The 17180-nt window shown below is 68.5% G+C and carries 15 protein-coding genes; 12 read left to right on the top strand and 3 right to left on the bottom strand.

The window, feature by feature from the left end; all coding sequences use genetic code 11:
* Nucleotides 1–144 precede the first annotated feature (144 nt).
* The 3 genes from KUV67_06205 (at nucleotide 145) to KUV67_06195 (ending at nucleotide 7862) form a co-directional block, all read left to right on the top strand.
* Nucleotides 145–2622, top strand: coding sequence for a S8 family serine peptidase (locus tag KUV67_06205; protein MBY6204465.1), 2478 nt, complete (start codon nucleotides 145–147; stop codon nucleotides 2620–2622).
* Between the two features lie 200 nt (nucleotides 2623–2822).
* Nucleotides 2823–5288 (top strand): S8 family serine peptidase, encoded by a 2466-nt coding sequence (locus KUV67_06200; protein MBY6204464.1) that lies wholly within the window; start codon nucleotides 2823–2825, stop codon nucleotides 5286–5288.
* 195 nt (nucleotides 5289–5483) lie between these two features.
* On the top strand, nucleotides 5484–7862 hold the full coding sequence (locus tag KUV67_06195) for a S8 family serine peptidase (protein ID MBY6204463.1): 2379 nt from the start codon (nucleotides 5484–5486) through the stop codon (nucleotides 7860–7862).
* Between the two features lie 48 nt (nucleotides 7863–7910).
* Here KUV67_06195 and KUV67_06190 read toward each other — a convergent pair whose 3' ends face one another.
* The 3 genes from KUV67_06190 to KUV67_06180 form a co-directional block, all read right to left on the bottom strand.
* Nucleotides 7911–8762, bottom strand: coding sequence for an SDR family NAD(P)-dependent oxidoreductase (locus KUV67_06190; GenBank protein MBY6204462.1), 852 nt, complete (start codon nucleotides 8760–8762; stop codon nucleotides 7911–7913).
* Between the two features lie 81 nt (nucleotides 8763–8843).
* Entirely contained in the window at nucleotides 8844–9041 is a 198-nt protein-coding gene (locus KUV67_06185) for a helix-turn-helix transcriptional regulator (protein MBY6204461.1), read from the bottom strand.
* Between the two features lie 11 nt (nucleotides 9042–9052).
* Complete coding sequence (locus KUV67_06180; protein MBY6204460.1) at nucleotides 9053–9511, bottom strand: hypothetical protein; 459 nt, start codon at nucleotides 9509–9511, stop codon at nucleotides 9053–9055.
* A gap of 198 nt (nucleotides 9512–9709) precedes the next feature.
* Here KUV67_06180 and KUV67_06175 point away from each other — a divergent pair, with 198 nt between their 5' ends.
* From KUV67_06175 to KUV67_06135, 9 genes are all read left to right on the top strand, one after another.
* Nucleotides 9710–10981: an efflux RND transporter periplasmic adaptor subunit gene (locus tag KUV67_06175; GenBank protein MBY6204459.1), complete on the top strand. Its 1272-nt coding sequence runs from the start codon at nucleotides 9710–9712 to the stop codon at nucleotides 10979–10981.
* A 103-nt stretch (nucleotides 10982–11084) separates the two neighbouring features.
* Nucleotides 11085–11768, top strand: coding sequence for an ABC transporter ATP-binding protein (locus KUV67_06170; GenBank protein MBY6204458.1), 684 nt, complete (start codon nucleotides 11085–11087; stop codon nucleotides 11766–11768).
* Nucleotides 11768–12925: an FtsX-like permease family protein gene (locus tag KUV67_06165; GenBank protein ID MBY6204457.1), complete on the top strand. Its 1158-nt coding sequence runs from the start codon at nucleotides 11768–11770 to the stop codon at nucleotides 12923–12925. Before KUV67_06170 ends, KUV67_06165 begins: the two co-directional genes overlap by 1 nt.
* Before the next feature lie 3 nt (nucleotides 12926–12928).
* Nucleotides 12929–14083 (top strand): ABC transporter permease, encoded by a 1155-nt coding sequence (locus KUV67_06160; protein MBY6204456.1) that lies wholly within the window; start codon nucleotides 12929–12931, stop codon nucleotides 14081–14083.
* Between the two features lie 509 nt (nucleotides 14084–14592).
* On the top strand, nucleotides 14593–14934 hold the full coding sequence (locus KUV67_06155) for an ATP synthase subunit I (GenBank protein MBY6204455.1): 342 nt from the start codon (nucleotides 14593–14595) through the stop codon (nucleotides 14932–14934).
* Between the two features lie 36 nt (nucleotides 14935–14970).
* Nucleotides 14971–15759: a F0F1 ATP synthase subunit A gene (gene atpB / locus KUV67_06150; protein MBY6204454.1), complete on the top strand. Its 789-nt coding sequence runs from the start codon at nucleotides 14971–14973 to the stop codon at nucleotides 15757–15759.
* Between the two features lie 65 nt (nucleotides 15760–15824).
* Nucleotides 15825–16085, top strand: a complete 261-nt coding sequence (gene atpE / locus KUV67_06145; protein MBY6204453.1) for a F0F1 ATP synthase subunit C — start codon at nucleotides 15825–15827, stop codon at nucleotides 16083–16085.
* A gap of 58 nt (nucleotides 16086–16143) precedes the next feature.
* Nucleotides 16144–16617, top strand: coding sequence for a F0F1 ATP synthase subunit B (locus KUV67_06140; protein MBY6204452.1), 474 nt, complete (start codon nucleotides 16144–16146; stop codon nucleotides 16615–16617).
* A gap of 6 nt (nucleotides 16618–16623) precedes the next feature.
* Entirely contained in the window at nucleotides 16624–17160 is a 537-nt protein-coding gene (locus KUV67_06135; GenBank protein ID MBY6204451.1) for a F0F1 ATP synthase subunit delta, read from the top strand.
* Nucleotides 17161–17180: the final 20 nt, after the last annotated feature.

The following is a 17180-nucleotide window of genomic DNA, read 5'->3' as shown; positions in this document are numbered from 1 at the left end:
AAAGGCGTTCGTTCCTCCCGCTAGTGCGGGCGCGACGTCGCGCGCCTGAGGGATTTCCCTCGCGGTGGCCGAGGGATTTGCCGGGTTCGATTCACGGCCCCGATCCGTTCTCCTGATGGGACCCCTTCCCCACGGAGAATCCCGATGAACAGAACCATCCAGGAACCGATCCGCTCGGTGCGGTCCGGCCTGCTCGCGGCCGCATCGCTGCTCGCGATCGCGGTTGCACCGCAGGCCCTTGCCGCAACGATCGGCGACAGCCTCGAGGACGCGCTGGCCGAGGCGGCCGCAGGCGATCGCCTCGAAGTCGTCGTGAGCTTCGACGGCCAGGGGCCGCTGAGCGCGGACCAGGTCTCGATCCTGACCGACCTCGACCTCGACGGTGTCTACTTCCAGGCCCTGCCGATGGCCGGCGTGGTGGCCACGCCGGCGCAGATCGACGCGCTGGACGACACCGAAGGCGTTCGATCGATCTGGCTCAACGAGCGCCTCGAACTGACCAACCAGGACGCTCGCGGCCTGACCGGCGTCGACCGCATGCGGAGCGACGCAAACCTCCGCACCGCCATGGGCTTCCCGTACTCGGGCAAGGGCGTGGGCGTGATGATCAACGACTCGGGCATCGATGCGACCCATCCGGACCTGATGCTCGGCGAGAAGACCGTCCAGAACGTGTTCGGCACGACCAACCTGAACGCGGTCGACGGGATGCTGCCGATCACCTGGGTCGAGAACGTTCCGGACACCGATATCGGCAGTGGGCATGGAACCCACGTGGCCGGCACCACCGCGGGCACCGGAGCCGCTTCGGGCGGCGATCATGCCGGGGTCGCGCCGGGTGCCCACCTGGTCGGCTACGGATCGGGCGCCGTGCTGCTGCTGCTCGACACGCTCGGCGCATTCGATTACGCCCTGGTCAACCAGTTCCGCTACGACCTCCGGGTGATCAACAATTCCTGGGGCAGCCCCGGTGACACCGGGACGCCCTTCGACCCGGACGACCCGACCAACATCGCGACCAAGATGCTGGCCGACCGCAATTTCGTGGTCGTTTTCGCCGCTGGAAACTCCGGTTCCGGCGAGGGCACGATCGGCGGCAACTTCATCAAGGCACCGTGGGTCGTCTCCGTCGGCGCCGCCAACAAGAACGGCACGCTGGTCGACTTCTCCTCCCGCGGCATCCGCGGCGGCGGCGGGACCGTCGAGGTCGATGGCGAGACCTTCACCTGGTCCGATCGCCCGACCGTGACCGCGCCGGGCGTGGACATCCTCTCCACGATGTCCAACACGAACGCGCTGGCCGATCCGGTCACCCTGGACTACGGCCTGATGAGCGGCACGTCGATGGCGGCGCCGCACGTGGCCGGCGTGGTGGCGCTGATGCTCGAGGCGAACCCGAGCCTGCACTGGTCGGAGGTCATCGAGATCCTCGAGGCCACCGCGACCAACATCCCGGGCCGCGAGGGCTGGGAAGTGGGTGCGGGCATGGTCAACGCCTACGCCGCCGTGGCGATGGCCGCCGGTGCACGCGCCGACTACGGCCTGACGGTCAACCTGGACCGCGCGTTCAACGCCAACGTCCAGCAGAGCCGGATCGAAGGTCCGGACTTCTCGCTGTTCTTCGACCCGATCCTGGAGCCGGACACGGAGACCTTCACGGTCGAGCCGGGCCTGTCGACGGTGATCGCCAGCGCGAACGTCTCGGACAACACGGTCGCCCTGGTGCTGACCGACCCGAACGGCAACCGCTACGGTTCGTCGATCTCGCTGCCGCTGCTCGGGCCGTCGATCGCGGTCACGGCGCCGGCGGTGCCGGGCGACTGGACCATCACGGTGCGGGGCATCGGCTCCGTGTCCGGCGTGGCGCTGGATCCGCTGGGCGTGACCAACGGCACCGCGCTGCCGGGCACGGTCGAGGCCGACGTGGACTTCATGCGCGTCGACGGCTTCACCGGCCTGACCGACGTGGCCGGTCATCCGGCGCAGGGCTTCATCGAGTTCGCCGTGGCGAACCGGCTGGCCGACAGCCGCGCCGGCGGCACGTTCGAACCCGATCAGTCGATCACCCGTGCCGAGCTGGCCGAGTACCTGACCATGGGTGCGGGCCTGCGCCAGTTCCGTCCGACCGACGGCAGCGACAGCTTCGTCGACGTGCTGGGCCTGGACCTGGCCGCGGCCGAGGCCGGCGCCGTTCGCGGCGGTGGCCTGAAGGACACCACGCAGGTGCAGGACCCGATCGTGCTGACCGACGACAACGGTGTGTTCGATCCGTCCGGCCAGGTGCTGCGCGCCGAGCTGGCCTATGCGCTGGTCCAGTCGCTGGGCCTGCAGGCCGAGGCGGCGGCCGTCGAGGCGAGCCTGGGCAACGATCCGATCACGGTCGAGTTCGGCGGCGAGCGGATCGCGCTGGAAGACGACGGCGCGGTGCCGGACGGCTTCCGGGGTCACGTGCAGCTGGCGCTGGACCTGCAGCTCATGGCCGCGCGCTTCTCGCTGGAGCAGGGTCCCTTCGACCTGCAGCCGACGATCAAGGCGCGCTTCGCGCCGGTCGACGCGGTCAGCCGCGCCGGCTACGCGTTCGCCAAGGTCAACTTCCTCGATCGGTACCGCCAGGCCGACTGATCGCGCATCGACAGTAGGGCTCCGGGTTCTCTCTCTTGCCCGGAACGTGGCCGGCCTCCCCCGGGGGCCGGCCTTTTTTTTGTACGGCCGAACCACCCGTGGGGGTTTTCCCCGGTCGCCCTGGGGGACTTCCCGGATCGAGAACCGGGCCCGATCGACCTAGCCTGATCGCGTCATCCCCCTGCTTCAGGAGAATCACCATGAATCCGCTACGGAGATTCAAGTCTTCACTGCTGTTCGCGCTGCTCGCCCTTGCGATCGCGTCCTCGCCGCTGTCGGCGGCCGTGATCGGCGAGAGCCTGCTGGATCGGATCGCCGACGGCCCCGTCGGTCAGTCGGTCGAAGTCGTCGTCAGCTTCGACGAGTCCTACGCCGGCGATCCCCAGGCGATCGTCAACGCGCTCGCGCCGCTCGGCGTCGAAGGGCTGGCCTTCCAGGCCTTGCCGATGGCCGGTGTGGTCGCCACGCCGAGCCAGGCGCTGGCCATCGCCGACCTCGACGGCGTCGAGTCGGTCTGGCTCAACGAGGCGCTGGAATACGACAACGGCGACGCGCGCGCACTGACCGGGGTCGATCGGATGCAGTCCGATCCCGAACTGCGCAACGCGATGGGCCTGCCGTACTCCGGCAAGGGCATCGGCGTCGTCGTCAACGACTCGGGCATCGACGCCAACCACCCGGACCTGCAGTTCGGCGAAAAGGTCGTCCAGAACGTCGCGGCCCAGACCAACCTCAACTCGGTCGACGGCATGCTTCCGATCACCTACGTCGAGAACGTGCCGGACAGCGACATCGCCGGCGGCCACGGCACCCACGTGGCCGGCACGGTCGGCGGCACCGGTGCATTCTCGGGCGGCGACCATGCGGGCGTCGCCGTCGGTGCCGACATCATCGGCTACGGATCGGGGGCCGGGCTGTTCATCCTCGACACCCTGGGCGGCTTCGATTACGCGCTGGTCAACCAGTTCCGCTACAACATCCGCGTGGTCACGAATTCCTTCGGCAGCCCCAGCGACACCGGGACCGACTTCGATCCTGCGCATCCGACCAACATCGCGACCAAGATGCTGGCCGACCGCAACGTGGTCGTGGTCTTCTCGGCCGGTAACTCCGGTTCCGGCGAGAACACCATCACCGGCAACTTCAAGAAGGCCCCCTGGATCGTTCGCGTCGCGGCCGCGAACAAGAACGGCACGCTCGCGGACTTCTCCTCGCGCGGCCAGCGCGACGGCGGCGGCACCGTCGAGATCGATGGCGAGACCTTCACCTGGTTCGATCGCCCGACCGTGACCGCGCCGGGCGTGGACATCGTCTCCACCCAGGCCAAGACCGATCCCACCGGCACCGCCGACGGCATGCTCGGCTACACCAGCCTGAGCGGCACGTCGATGGCGGCGCCGCACGTGGCCGGCGTGGTGGCGCTGATGCTCGAGGCGAACCCGAGCCTGCACTGGTCGGAGGTCATCGAGATCCTCGAGGCCACCGCGACCAACATCCCGGGCCGCGAGGGCTGGGAAGTGGGTGCGGGCATGGTCAACGCCTACGCCGCCGTGGCGATGGCCGCCGGTGCACGCGCCGACTACGGCCTGACGGTCAACCTGGACCGCGCGTTCAACGCCAACGTCCAGCAGAGCCGGATCGAAGGTCCGGACTTCTCGCTGTTCTTCGACCCGATCCTGGAGCCGGACACGGAGACCTTCACGGTCGAGCCGGGCCTGTCGACGGTGATCGCCAGCGCGAACGTCTCGGACAACACGGTCGCCCTGGTGCTGACCGACCCGAACGGCAACCGCTACGGTTCGTCGATCTCGCTGCCGCTGCTCGGGCCGTCGATCGCGGTCACGGCGCCGGCGGTGCCGGGCGACTGGACCATCACGGTGCGGGGCATCGGCTCCGTGTCCGGCGTGGCGCTGGATCCGCTGGGCGTGACCAACGGCACCGCGCTGCCGGGCACGGTCGAGGCCGACGTGGACTTCATGCGCGTCGACGGCTTCACCGGCCTGACCGACGTGGCCGGTCATCCGGCGCAGGGCTTCATCGAGTTCGCCGTGGCGAACCGGCTGGCCGACAGCCGCGCCGGCGGCACGTTCGAACCCGATCAGTCGATCACCCGTGCCGAGCTGGCCGAGTACCTGACCATGGGTGCGGGCCTGCGCCAGTTCCGTCCGACCGACGGCAGCGACAGCTTCGTCGACGTGCTGGGCCTGGACCTGGCCGCGGCCGAGGCCGGCGCCGTTCGCGGCGGTGGCCTGAAGGACACCACGCAGGTGCAGGACCCGATCGTGCTGACCGACGACAACGGTGTGTTCGATCCGTCCGGCCAGGTGCTGCGCGCCGAGCTGGCCTATGCGCTGGTCCAGTCGCTGGGCCTGCAGGCCGAGGCGGCGGCCGTCGAGGCGAGCCTGGGCAACGATCCGATCACGGTCGAGTTCGGCGGCGAGCGGATCGCGCTGGAAGACGACGGCGCGGTGCCGGACGGCTTCCGGGGTCACGTGCAGCTGGCGCTGGACCTGCAGCTCATGGCCGCGCGCTTCTCGCTGGAGCAGGGTCCCTTCGACCTGCAGCCGACGATCAAGGCGCGCTTCGCGCCGGTCGACGCGGTCAGCCGCGCCGGCTACGCGTTCGCCAAGGTCAACTTCCTCGATCGGTACCGCCAGGCCGACTGATCGCAGCGTTCCGCTGCAGTGCCGGGCTCTCCCTTGCCCGGTTTCCGGCCGGTCTCTCTCGGGAGACCGGCCTTTTTCGTGCCCGCGGATGAGGGATTTCCCCCCGCCTGGCTGAGGGAACCGCACGATGGAGCGGCGCCGTGTGTTCGGGTCTCCTAGGAGGGAATCGAAAACGACTCCCCAACGAGGTCCCCCATGAAACGTGCCCTGCTGATCGTCGTACTTGCCGCTGTCGCCGCGTTCGGCGCGAAGGCTTCCGTCGCGATGTCGGTCGACCCCGAACTGGAAGCGGCATTCGCCGAGTCGCCGCTGGTACCGCGGGCGGTCGTGGTGACCTTCGAGGGAAGGCCCGGTGCATCGACCCTGGCCGAACTGCAGCTCAACGGCATCGTCGACGGCTACGTACTCCAGGAGCTGCCGATGGTGCTCACCTACGTCACCGCTAGCCAGTTCGAATGGTTGCAGAGCCGCTCCGACGTGGTCTCGCTGTACGCCAATCGCGTCTACCAGCCCTACGACAACGCCAGCCGGGAGTTCATCGGCCAGCAGGCGCTGATGCGCGACCGCGATGTGACTGCGGAGAACGGGGGACTGCCGGTCAGCGGCGCCGGAATCGGTGTCGCCGTGGTCGATACGGGCCTGGACGCCACCCATCCGGATCTGACGCTGGGCCAGAACGTCGTCCAGAACGTCTACTTTCCGCTCGGCGACGTGCCCGCCAGCCCGCCGGCCGGGCTGGTCCCGCCGGTCGCGATCGAAGACCAGCCGATGACCGATATCGAAGGCGGACACGGCACCTTCGTTGCCGGCAATATCGGCGCGACCGGCGCGGCGTCCGGCGGGTTCTACGGTGGCGTGGCACCGGGCGCGGACCTGATCGGCCTCGTGGCCGGCAACGACGCCGGACTCTCCACCTTCGCGATCGTGACCGCCTTCGACTGGATCCTGGTCAACCAGTTCCGCTACAACATCCGGGTCGTGAACAACTCCTTCGGCAGCGACATCGGCAGCGCAGAGAACTACGATCCCTTCGATCCGATCAACGTCGGATCCCGGGAAATGCATGACCGCTTCATCACGGTGGTGTTCGCCGCCGGGAACAGCGGCGACGTGCCGGGCGCGATCAACCGCCTTGCCGTGGCGCCGTGGGTGATCTCGGTGGCCGCCGGGGAGAAGGAAGGTCTCGGTACGCCCGCCGGGTTCTCGTCGCGCGGCGAGGACAACGGCAGCGGCGTCGACTCCGCCCCGCACCCGGCCGATCCGTTCCAGGCGCCGAACCTGCGCCCCGACATCACCGCGCCCGGCGCGAACATCAAGAGCACCCGGTCGAAGGGTGCCGGCGTGACCAATACCGCCGGAACCGCCCTGCTGCAGGACAACGACATCCCGCCGGGCTTCCTGCCGTTCTACACCACGTCGCAGGGCACTTCCTTCGCCGCACCGCATGTGGCCGGCGTGGCCGCGCTGATGCTCGAGGCCAACCCGATGCTGACCCCGCAGGACATCATGGAGATCCTCCGCGGTACGGCGATGCCGATGCCGTTCGAGGAGCGGGTGGTCGGCGCCGGCTATGTCGACGCGCACAATGCGGTGCGCGCCGCGATGGGACTTGCGGCCGTGGCGCCGCCCGCGAACCTGATTCCGGGCCCGGATACCCCGATGATCGTCGACTCGCGCAACGACCAGCTCGGCACTCAGGCCCAGGACATCCTGACGGGAGAGTTCGCGTTCGATGAAGCCAGCGATCGGCTGATCTTCGAACTCGAAGTCGCCGACCTCTCGGAGCGGGCCCCGAATTCGCGCTGGAACCAGAGTGCCGTGTTCGGCGGCTTGGAGCTGTTCGTGTCCACGAACGTGACCGAGACCGGGGCGGTCGAGTACAGCTACGGCACGATCGCGCCGGACCCGGATACCGGGGTCAACACCCAGACCAACCTGGGGCCGGCCGATGCCGGGCGCATCGAAGGCAACCGCATCGTGGTCGAGCTCGGACTGGCGCAGGTGAACGACGCTGTCGGCTTCGACGTGTTCGGCACGACCGGCACCAAGACCCAGGCGCGGTCGCAGATCCTGATCGGCAGCAGCCTGACCGGCGGCCTCCTGCTGAACGCCGATTCCGCATCGGGCCGTGATTTCACGGTCGGCGATGGCGGTGATGGCGGTGATGGCGGTGACGGCGGTGACGGCGGTGACGGCGGTGACGGCGGTGACGGCGGTGACGGCGGTGACGGGTCCGGCGGCGGCTCGACCGGAGGCACCCCGGCCGTGTGCGGCAACAAGGGCATTCGCGAGCGCTGGGCCGGCATGCTCGAACCCGGCCAGACGGCGTCGATCCCGTTCGACCAGGAGTGCAGCGACTTCGCCGCGCAACTGACCTACCACCCGGGCAACCAGACGATCGACATCGATCTCTACGACGCCGATGGGCAATTCATCGATATCGCGGAAACGTCGAATCTCCGGCGCCTGGTCGTCGAGGGGCTGCCCGCCGGTGAATACGAACTCCGCCTGAGCTCGCCGCAGGACCGGGCGGTCGACTACGTGGTCAAGGTCAAGCAGAAAGACCGCGACTGAAAGCTCCGGGGCCGGCCTGGCCCCGGAGGCAAGCGGCGAGCGGCTCGGTCAGCGCTCGCCGCGTTCTCGTTTCAGCCGCTGCTTGGTCCGTCGGCCCTTGCGCTCCAGGAGCGGGCGCAGTGCACGGCCGATCCGCGGGAACAGGTAGGAGACGGTCGTCAGGTAGCCGCTGACGCGCGGCATCGGACGGTCCAGGGTCGCGTTGTCGACCAGGGCGACGATTTCCTCGGCGACCTGGTCGGCGGTGACGATCGGCTGCGAAAAGGTCAGGTCGGTGACGCGGTCGATGTCGTCCATGATGAACCCGGTGTCGATCGGGCCCGGCGACACGCTGGCGATCTTGATGCGATGGCCGCGCCCATCGTCGTCGTCCCGGCCGCGCAGCTCCTCGAACAGCGCCAGGCCGAAGGCGCGCAGGCCGAACTTGGTCGCCGAGTAGGTCGCCGAGCCCGGCACCGGAGTTCGGCCGGCCAGCGAAGCGACGTTGATCACCGCGGGTCGTCGTGCGCGTCGGAGATAGGGCAGCGCCAGCCGGGTCGCCATGATCGGCGCCTTGAGGTTGACGTCGACCATCCTGCCGAGCTCCTCCGCCTCGACCGTGTCGACGGGGCCGCGCGCGTGATAGCCGGCATTGTTGATCAGCACGTCGACCGAGCCGAAGCGCCGTTCGGTCTCGGCGAGCAGCCGGGCGAAAGCGTCCAGGTCCGTGACGTCCATCGGCGCGACCAGGACCCGGTCGCCGATTCCCAGCTCGCCGTCCAGGGCACGCAGCTTCTCCTCGCCGCGGGCGATCAGGACCAGGTTGGCGCCGCGCTCCGCGAACGCCCGGGCGGTGGCCGCGCCGACGCCCATCGATGCGCCGGTGACCACGACGGTCACGCCGTGGAAGGTCTCGGACATGGTCGAACTCCGGGAAGGAAACCAGATCGGACTATAAGCGAGCGACACCGGGGGTGCGATGCGCCGGACGGGCTCGGCGGCTCAGTCGACGCGCAGGCGGAAGACCTCGTCGGTCGGCGCCTCGAAGGTCCCGGCGATCTTCAATGCGACCTCCAGCGACGGCATGTAGCGACCGGTCTCGATCGCGTTGATCGTCTGACGCGAGACGCCGACCGCGTCGGCCAGCGCCTGCTGGGTCATCCCGGCCGACGTCCGCAGTTCACGGACCCGGTTGACGATGAGATTGCCCATCAGAGGCCCTGGCGATAGTACTGGGCCGTCAGGGCGAGTTCGATCACGGTCGAAAGCCACAGGGCGGCGATCAGCGCGACCGAGATCAGCGCCGGCGACGACGAGAACTCGTGCATGAAGCCGCGCCCGATCACCCCGCCGATCACGATGTGCAGGACCACGATCATGACGCTGATGCCGAGCACCAGGCCGCCGATGTTGCCCGCTCGCCAGCCGATGACGCGGTCGCGTTCGTCGTCGTCTTCGGGCTTGGAGAGGATCGCGACCAGCACGTGGTAGGCGATCAGCGTGGCGGTCAGCAGGATCGTGAAGCCGACGCCGAGCCCGAACACGGCGGGCAGGTCGAGCGAGTCGGCCCGCCACAGGTTGATGACCGAGGAAAAGTACAGCGCGCCGAGCACCAGCAATGCGATCAGGGTGCCCCAGGCGCTTTTCTCGTTGAAGGACAGGTCGTGCATGGTCGCTCTCCTGTAGTGGGTGTCGAAGGCTTGAAACCAATGTAAAGCCAGCTTTACAAAATGTCAAGTTGACTTTACACTGCACGCTGACTGCGGAACGGGGCGCCGGGCCATGACAACCGTCACTGGTGCCCGCCCGGCCCGACGGCTATAGTCGGTGGCCATCCGAGTAACGATCACCTGCAGGGAGCGCAGCGCGTGGCCGACGCCGAACGACAGATCGACGAGAAGATCGACCGCCTGCGGATCGACGATGGGCAGCGTGCCGTGCAGGAAGATCGGCGCTGGGGACACTGGCTTGTCGCGCTCGTCGTCGTCGTCCTGATCGCGGTGGCGGCCTGGTGGTGGCTGCGGCCGGGTCCGGTGCCGGTCGACGTCGTCCGCCCGGAGCCGATCGAAGCGGCCGACGGCGCGGTGCGCGCGAGCGTGCTGGACGCGTCGGGCTACGTCGTCGCACGCCGCCAGGCGACCGTGGCCGCGGAGGTCACCGGCAAGCTGGTCGAAGTCGACGTCGAGGAGGGCATGCGGGTCGAGGCCGGCCAGGTGCTCGCCCGCCTCGACGATGCCACGGAACAGGCCCAGTTGGCGCTGTCGCGGGCGCGATTGCGCGCCGCCGAAGCCGCCCTGACCGAACTCGAGGTCCTGCGCGACGACGCCCGCCGCACGCTGGGCCGCCAGCGGGAGCTCAACGACCGCAACCTGGCCAGCCAGGCCGACCTGGACCGGGCCGAAACGGAACTGCGCAGTCTCGAAGCCCGCCTCTCCAGTGGACGCGAACAGGTTCGGGTCGCGCGCCGGGAAGTCGCGGTCCAGGAGCAGCGGATCGACGAGTTGACCGTGCGCGCCCCGTTCGGCGGCATCGTGATCGCGCGCGCCGCGCAGGCCGGCGAGATGGTGTCGCCGATCTCGGCCGGCGGCGGGTTCACGCGCACCGGAATCTGCACCATCGTCGACATGGACTCGCTGGAAATCGAAGTCGACGTCAACGAGAGCTACATCGACCGGGTGCGCGCCGGCCAGCCGGTGACGGCTCGCCTGGATGCCTATCCGGACCTCGAGATCCCGGCCGAAGTCACAACGGTAGTGCCTGCCGCCGATCGCCAGAAGGCGACCGTTCGGGTCCGCATCGGTTTCCTCGAGCGCGACCCGAGAATCCTGCCGGACATGGGCATCAGCGTGCGCTTCCTGCAGCCGGAGGAAGCGGAGGCGGGCGGCGGTGACGGCCTCGCCGTTCCGGGTCGACCGATCTCGTCCTGGTCGCTGCCGGCCTCGGCGGTGTTCGAGGCCGGCGACCGTCGCTATGTCTGGCGGATCGACGGCGACGCGGTCGAGCGTCGCGCGGTGCGGACCGGGGCGACCCTGGACGATCGCGTGATCGTTCTCGGCGGTCTGGCGGCCAGCGACCGGATCGTTGCCGACGCCTCGACCGAAGGCCTCGCCGACGGCGCCCGCGTCGAGCTGCGCCGGTGACCATCCGCCTGCGCGTTTCTCCCCTTCGCCCGCAGCGAAAGGACACGATCGCCCCGGAGTCGCCCGGCGGCGATGCCCGGACCCAACCACGGAGCCGTTTGACATGACCGAAGCCATCGTACGACTGACCGACGTGGTCAAGAACTACCGCAAGGGGCGTGAGCGCGTCGAGGTGCTGCACGAACTGAGCCTCGAGATCGCCCCGGGCGAGTTCTGCGCGCTGATGGGGCCCTCGGGCTCGGGCAAGACCACCCTGCTGAACCTGATCGGCGGCCTGGATCAGCCGACCTCGGGCACCGTCGAGGTCAACGGCCAGAGGATCGACCGGCTCGGCTCGCGTGCCCTGGCCCGCTGGCGCGCCGGCCACGTCGGGTTCATCTTCCAGTTCTACAACCTGATGCCGATGCTCAACGCGCAGCGCAACGTCGAGCTGCCCCTGTTGCTGAAGAAGATGTCGGCAAGCGAGCGCCACGAGCGGGCCCGCACCGCGCTGGACATCGTCGGCCTGTCCGAGCGTGCCAGGCACCTGCCGCGCGAGCTGTCCGGAGGCCAGGAGCAGCGCGTGGCGATCGCCCGCGCCATCGTGTCGGACCCGGACGTCCTGTTGGCCGATGAGCCGACCGGCGACCTCGACCGCGCCACCGCCGAGGAGATCCTCGACCTCCTGAACACCCTGAACGAGCGGCACGGCAAGACGATCCTGATGGTCACGCACGATCCGGCCGCCGCGGAACGGGCCGGACGTCGCGTGCAGATGGACAAGGGCCGCCTGCTGGAGACCGCGTGATGGGCATGCTGCGACTGGTCTGGAGCAACCTGAAGCGCAAGAAATTGCGCACCCTGTTCACGCTCGCCTCGGTGATCATCGCGTTCGTCCTGTTCGCGCTGCTCGGTGGGCTGAACCGGGCCTTCAATGTCGGGGTCGAGCTGGCCGGCGCCGATCGCCTGGTGACCATGCACAAGGTGTCGTTCATCCAGCTGATGCCGGTCGCCTACGTGCAGCGCGTGCGCGGTCTCGAGGGCGTCGACGACGCCACGCATTACACCTGGTTCGGCGCCTACTTCCAGGACCCGAAGGCCCAGTTCGGGCTGTTCCCCACCGAGCTGGAGCGGATGGCGGCGATCTATCCCGAATACGAAATGCCCGAGGACCAGCGCGAGGCGCTGCTGGCGAATCGCACGGGCCTGATGGTCGGTCGCGCGATGGCCGAGCTGTATGGCTGGGAGGTCGGCGACACGGTGCCGCTCTTCTCGAGCATCTACCCGCAGCAGGGCGGCGAGTACGCCTGGGAATTCACGCTCGAGGCCGTCTTTACCGGCTCCGGCAACGAGGCCGACGAGATGCAGGCCTTCATGCACTACGACTATTTCAACGAGTCCCGGGCCTTCGGAACCGATCTCATCGGCTGGATCGTGACGAAAGTGGCCGATCCGGACCGCGCCGAGGACGTGGCGTCGGCGATCGACGCGCGCTTCGCCAACTCGCCGACCGAGACCAAGACGTCGACCGAGGCCGGCTGGGCGGCGGGCTTCGCGAACCAGTTCGGAAACATCGGCCTGATCGTCCAGATGATCATGGGCTGCGTGTTCTTCACCCTGCTGTTGATCACCGGCAACACGATGGCCCAGGCGGTCCGGGAGCGGACCGGCGAACTGGCCGTACTCAAGACGATCGGCTTCAGCGATCGACGCGTGCTCGCCATGGTGCTGGCGGAAAGCCTGACGGTCGCCGTGCTGGGGGGCGCGATCGGGCTGACCCTCGGCGCCATGGCGGTCGCCGGCGCCGGCACGGCGCTGGCCCAGTTCTTTCCGGGCCTGACCGCCAGCACCGGTACCCTGGCCTGGGGTCTGGTCCTGGCCGTCCTGCTCGGCCTGGTCACCGGCGCGCTGCCGGCCTGGCAGGCTGCGCGGCTCCGGGTCGCCGACGCCATGGGAAGGAGATAGACGATGCGCCAGATTCTCGAAATCACACGGGCCAACCTGCGCTCCCTGCCGGATCGCCTGGGTGCATCGCTGGTCGCGGTCGTCGGGGTGGCCGGCGTGGTCGCCGTGCTGGTCGCCGTCCTTTCGATGGCGCGCGGCTTCGAGCAGACGCTGGCCAGCGGAGCTGCCGAGGAGAACGTGGTGGTGCTGCGCTCCGGCTCGAGCTCGGAGCTCGACTCGGGGCTCGGCGGCGACCAGGTGCGGCTGATCCGCCAGGCGCCCCAGCTGGCGCGCGCGTCGGCGGAGGTCTACTTCATGGTCGACCTGCTCAAGAAGAGCACCGGCACCTCGGCCAACGTTCCTTTCCGCGGCGTCAGCGAAGACGCCGACGAGCTGCGCGGCGACTTCGAGCTGCTCGAGGGGCGGATGTTCGAGCCCGGTCGGCGCGAAATCATCGTCGGCGCCGGTGCGGCCGAGACCTTCGAAGGCCTGGCCGTCGGCGGTGTGCTCGAACTCGGCTCCGAGCGCTGGGACATCGTCGGCCGCTTCCGGGCCGGCGGGGGTGCCGGATCCGAGCTCTGGACCGATGCAGCGGTCATGCAGGCCGCCTACCGCCGCGGCAACAACTACTCGGTGGTCTTCGCCGAACTGGTCGACCCGGCGGCCTTCGAAGCCTTTCGCGACGACCTGACCAGCGACCCGCGCCTGTCGGTCCTGGTCCAGCGCGAGGCCGACTATCGCGCCGGCCAGACCGAGGCGCTATCGACCTTCATTTCCGTGGTCGGCTACGGCGTGGCCGTGCTGATGGCGCTCGGGGCCATCTTCGGGGCCCTCAACACCATGTACACGGCGGTCTCGGAGCGGTCGCGCGAGATCGGAACACTTCGCGCGCTGGGCTTCGCGCCGTTCGCGGTCGTGGTCTCGGTGATCGTGGAGGCGCTGCTGCTGGCATTGGCCGGCGGCCTGCTCGGCGCGGCCCTGGCCTGGCTGCTGTTCAACGGCATGACGGTCTCGACGCTGAATTTCTCGAGCTTCACCCAGGTGGTGTTCGCCTTCGCGGTCACGCCGGCCCTGCTGGTGCAGGGTCTGGTGCTGGCGCTGGTCATCGGCCTGGTCGGCGGCCTGGGGCCGGCGCTGCGCGCCGCGCGGATGCCGATCGTGGATGCGTTGCGCGCCTGAAGCCGAGGCGTTCCCGCGACCGCCCGCGGGATCGGGCGGGGCGGGCGTCCGGGCTTGGAGTCCAGGCGGGGCCGTACCTGGCCAGGGTCACCGGACCGGGTGGAGTGCTCTTCGAGGCCGACGGTCTCGAAGGCCGTCCGGCAGCGACTGACCGCCGACCGGCCGGCCCCGCCGTTCCGGTAGAAGGCGCGGATGGGACCCCGCCTCGCGCGGGGTCGTTCCCGGTACCGGTTTTCGACCGGGGTCGTCGCCCCATCGTGATTTCGAAACTGCTATACTTCACCGGCTTTGTTGATCGCTTTTGAGACCGCGCTGGTCTCCGACCGATCGCCGCCGCTGCCTGCTGCTGCGACTCGCTCGGGAACATCGTGGTCGGGGACGACCGGACCGCCTTGTCGACGGATTCGTCGAACGACAATCAGCATGACCGCCGGACCGACAGTCGAATCGCGACAGGCGATGGGGCAGAGTTTGCCCGAACCGCGGTCTGGCTGCTCCGCCTCCAGGCGGTGCTCTCCGTCGTCGTCGCAGTCGTGCTGGCGGTGGTCTACGGTCGCGACGCGGCCCTCGCCGGCATGGCCGGCGGCGGCATCGGCCTGGTGCTGACGGCGCTGGCCGCGCTGCGAGCCGGCGCGGCGGCCGCCAGCGGAGAACCGGCCCGGATGGTCGCCGCGTTCTACCGCGCGATGGCAATGAAGCTGGTGGTGGCGGTCGTACTGTTCACGGTCGTCGCCCGTTGGTTCGCCCCGTGGTTCGGGCCGGTGCTGATCGGCTACGTCGCCACCCTGGCGGCCTATTGGGTCGCGCTGCTGCGCATGGGTCGGAAGGCCCCGCCGGCGCGGAATGGTTGAAGAATCGGATTTCAAGAACTCGAGGACGTCGAAATCGTGCGTTTTGCAGTCGCTGCAGCCGGGTCATCGCCCACCGAGTATGTCTCGCACCATCTCGAGCACCTGAAGGTCGGAGAGGGTCTGTGGACCTTTCACCTGGACACGCTGTTCTTCTCGGTCGTCCTCGGACTGCTGATGGTGTTCGTGTTCTGGCTGGCCGCGCGCCGCGCCACCTCCGGCGTGCCCGGCAAGCTGCAGAACTTCGTCGAGGTCCTGGTCGAATTCGTCGACAACAGCGTTCGCGATTCCTTCCACGGCCCCCGGCAGTTCGTCGCGCCGCTGGCGCTGACGATCTTCGTCTGGGTGTTCCTCTGGAACATCATGGACCTGATCCCGGTCGACTACATCCCGCTGTTCGCCTACCACGTGCTGGGGCTCGAATACATGCGCGTGGTGCCGTCGGCAGACATCAACGCTCCGTTCGCCATGTCGCTGACGGTGCTCGCCCTGATCATCATCTACAGCATCAAGGGCAAGGGCCTGGGCGGGTTCGGCAAGGAAATGCTGTTCCATCCGTTCGGCAGGAACCCTGCGCTGTGGATTCCGAACATCCTGCTCAACGTGGTCGAACTGATCGCCAAGCCGGTTTCCCTGGCGCTGCGACTGTTCGGCAACCTGTACGCGGCCGAGTTGATCTTCATTCTCATCGCGATGCTGCCGTGGTGGATCCAGTTCCTCCCCGGCGGTGCCTGGGCGGTCTTCCACATCCTGGTCATCCCGCTGCAGGCCTTCATTTTCATGACGCTGACGATCGTTTACCTGTCGCTGGCGTATGAAGAGCACTGATCGATTCCGTACCAACTTGTAACCAGTCCAACCCGTTATTCATCAGGAGAAACACCGTGGAAGCAATGATCGCTCAAATCCAGGCCAGCACCGCCGTCGCCGTCGGCCTCATCTTCGCCTTCGCTGCACTGGGCACCGGTATCGGCTTCGGCCTGCTGGGTGGCAAGTTCCTCGAAGGTGCGAGCCGCCAGCCGGAACTGGCCGGCATGCTGCAGGTCCGCATGTTCATCATCGCCGGCCTGCTCGACGCGCTGTCGATCATCGGCGTAGCGTTCGCTGCCCTGCTGCTGTTCGCCAACCCGCTGCTGGCCGCGCTGGGCGCCTGATCGCGCTCGCGACCCGTAGAACGAACCCGAACTTCAGTAACCACCGCAGGGGACCACTATGGATGTCTCTCTAGGCACCCTGATCGGCCAGGCCACCACCTTCCTGGTGCTGATCCTGGTCACGATGAAGTACGTCTGGCCGCCGCTGACCCAGGCCATGGAAGAACGTCGGCAGAAGATCGCCGAGGGCCTGGCCCAGTCCGACGAAGCCGAAAAGGCGCTCGAGAAGGCCGAGGCCGAAGCCGAGCAGATCATCCGCGCGGCGCGGTCGAAGTCCAGCGAGATCATCGACCAGGCCGGCAAGCGCGGCAACGAGATCGTCGAGCAGGCCAAGCAGGATGCGATCGCCGAACGCGATCGACAGGTCGCCGCGGCCGAAGCCGAGATCAAGCTGGCGACCAACCAGGCCCGCGAGGCGCTTCGTGAGAAGCTCGCCGAGCTGACCGTGGCCGGTGCCCAGCGCGTGCTCCAGCAGGAGCTCGATGCGTCGCGGCACAAGGACATGCTCGACAAACTGGCCGAGGAGCTCTGATCCGTCATGCTCGCTGAAACCACGCTTGCCCGACCGTACGCTCGCGCGGCCTTTGAACTGGCCGACAAGGCCGGCACGGTCGATCACTGGAGCCGGGCCCTGGGCCTGGCCGCGAACGTCGCGGCCGACGCGGACGCTGCAGCGCTGATCGGCAATCCTCGCGTCGACGGCGAGCGGCTGCTGGGCCTGTTCGGCGACGTGCTCGGCGAGCGGATGGACAAGGCCGTTCGCGGCTTCCTGAATGTGTTGATGCACTACCGCCGGTTGCCGCTGCTGCCCGAGATCGCGACGCAGTTCGAAATGCTGCGCCGGGCCAGCGAAGACCGGATCAAGGTCCGCGTGACCTCGGCGGTCGAGATGGACGACGAGCAGCGCGAGAAGCTCGCCGCCCGGCTCAAGCAGCGCCTCGGCAGCGACATCGACATGGAAACGGAGGTCGACTCCGACCTGATCGGCGGCCTGATCGTTCGCGCCGGCGACAAGGTCATCGATGCCAGCGTCCGCGGCCGCCTGCAGCAGCTCGGCCGGCAGCTCGTACGCTGAGCCGGCGCCCCGACAACCTG

It is taken from the genome of Halomonas denitrificans, assembly GCA_019800895.1.
Taxonomy (GTDB): Bacteria; Pseudomonadota; Gammaproteobacteria; order Xanthomonadales; family Wenzhouxiangellaceae.
This window is presented reverse-complemented; position numbering and strand designations above follow the sequence as displayed.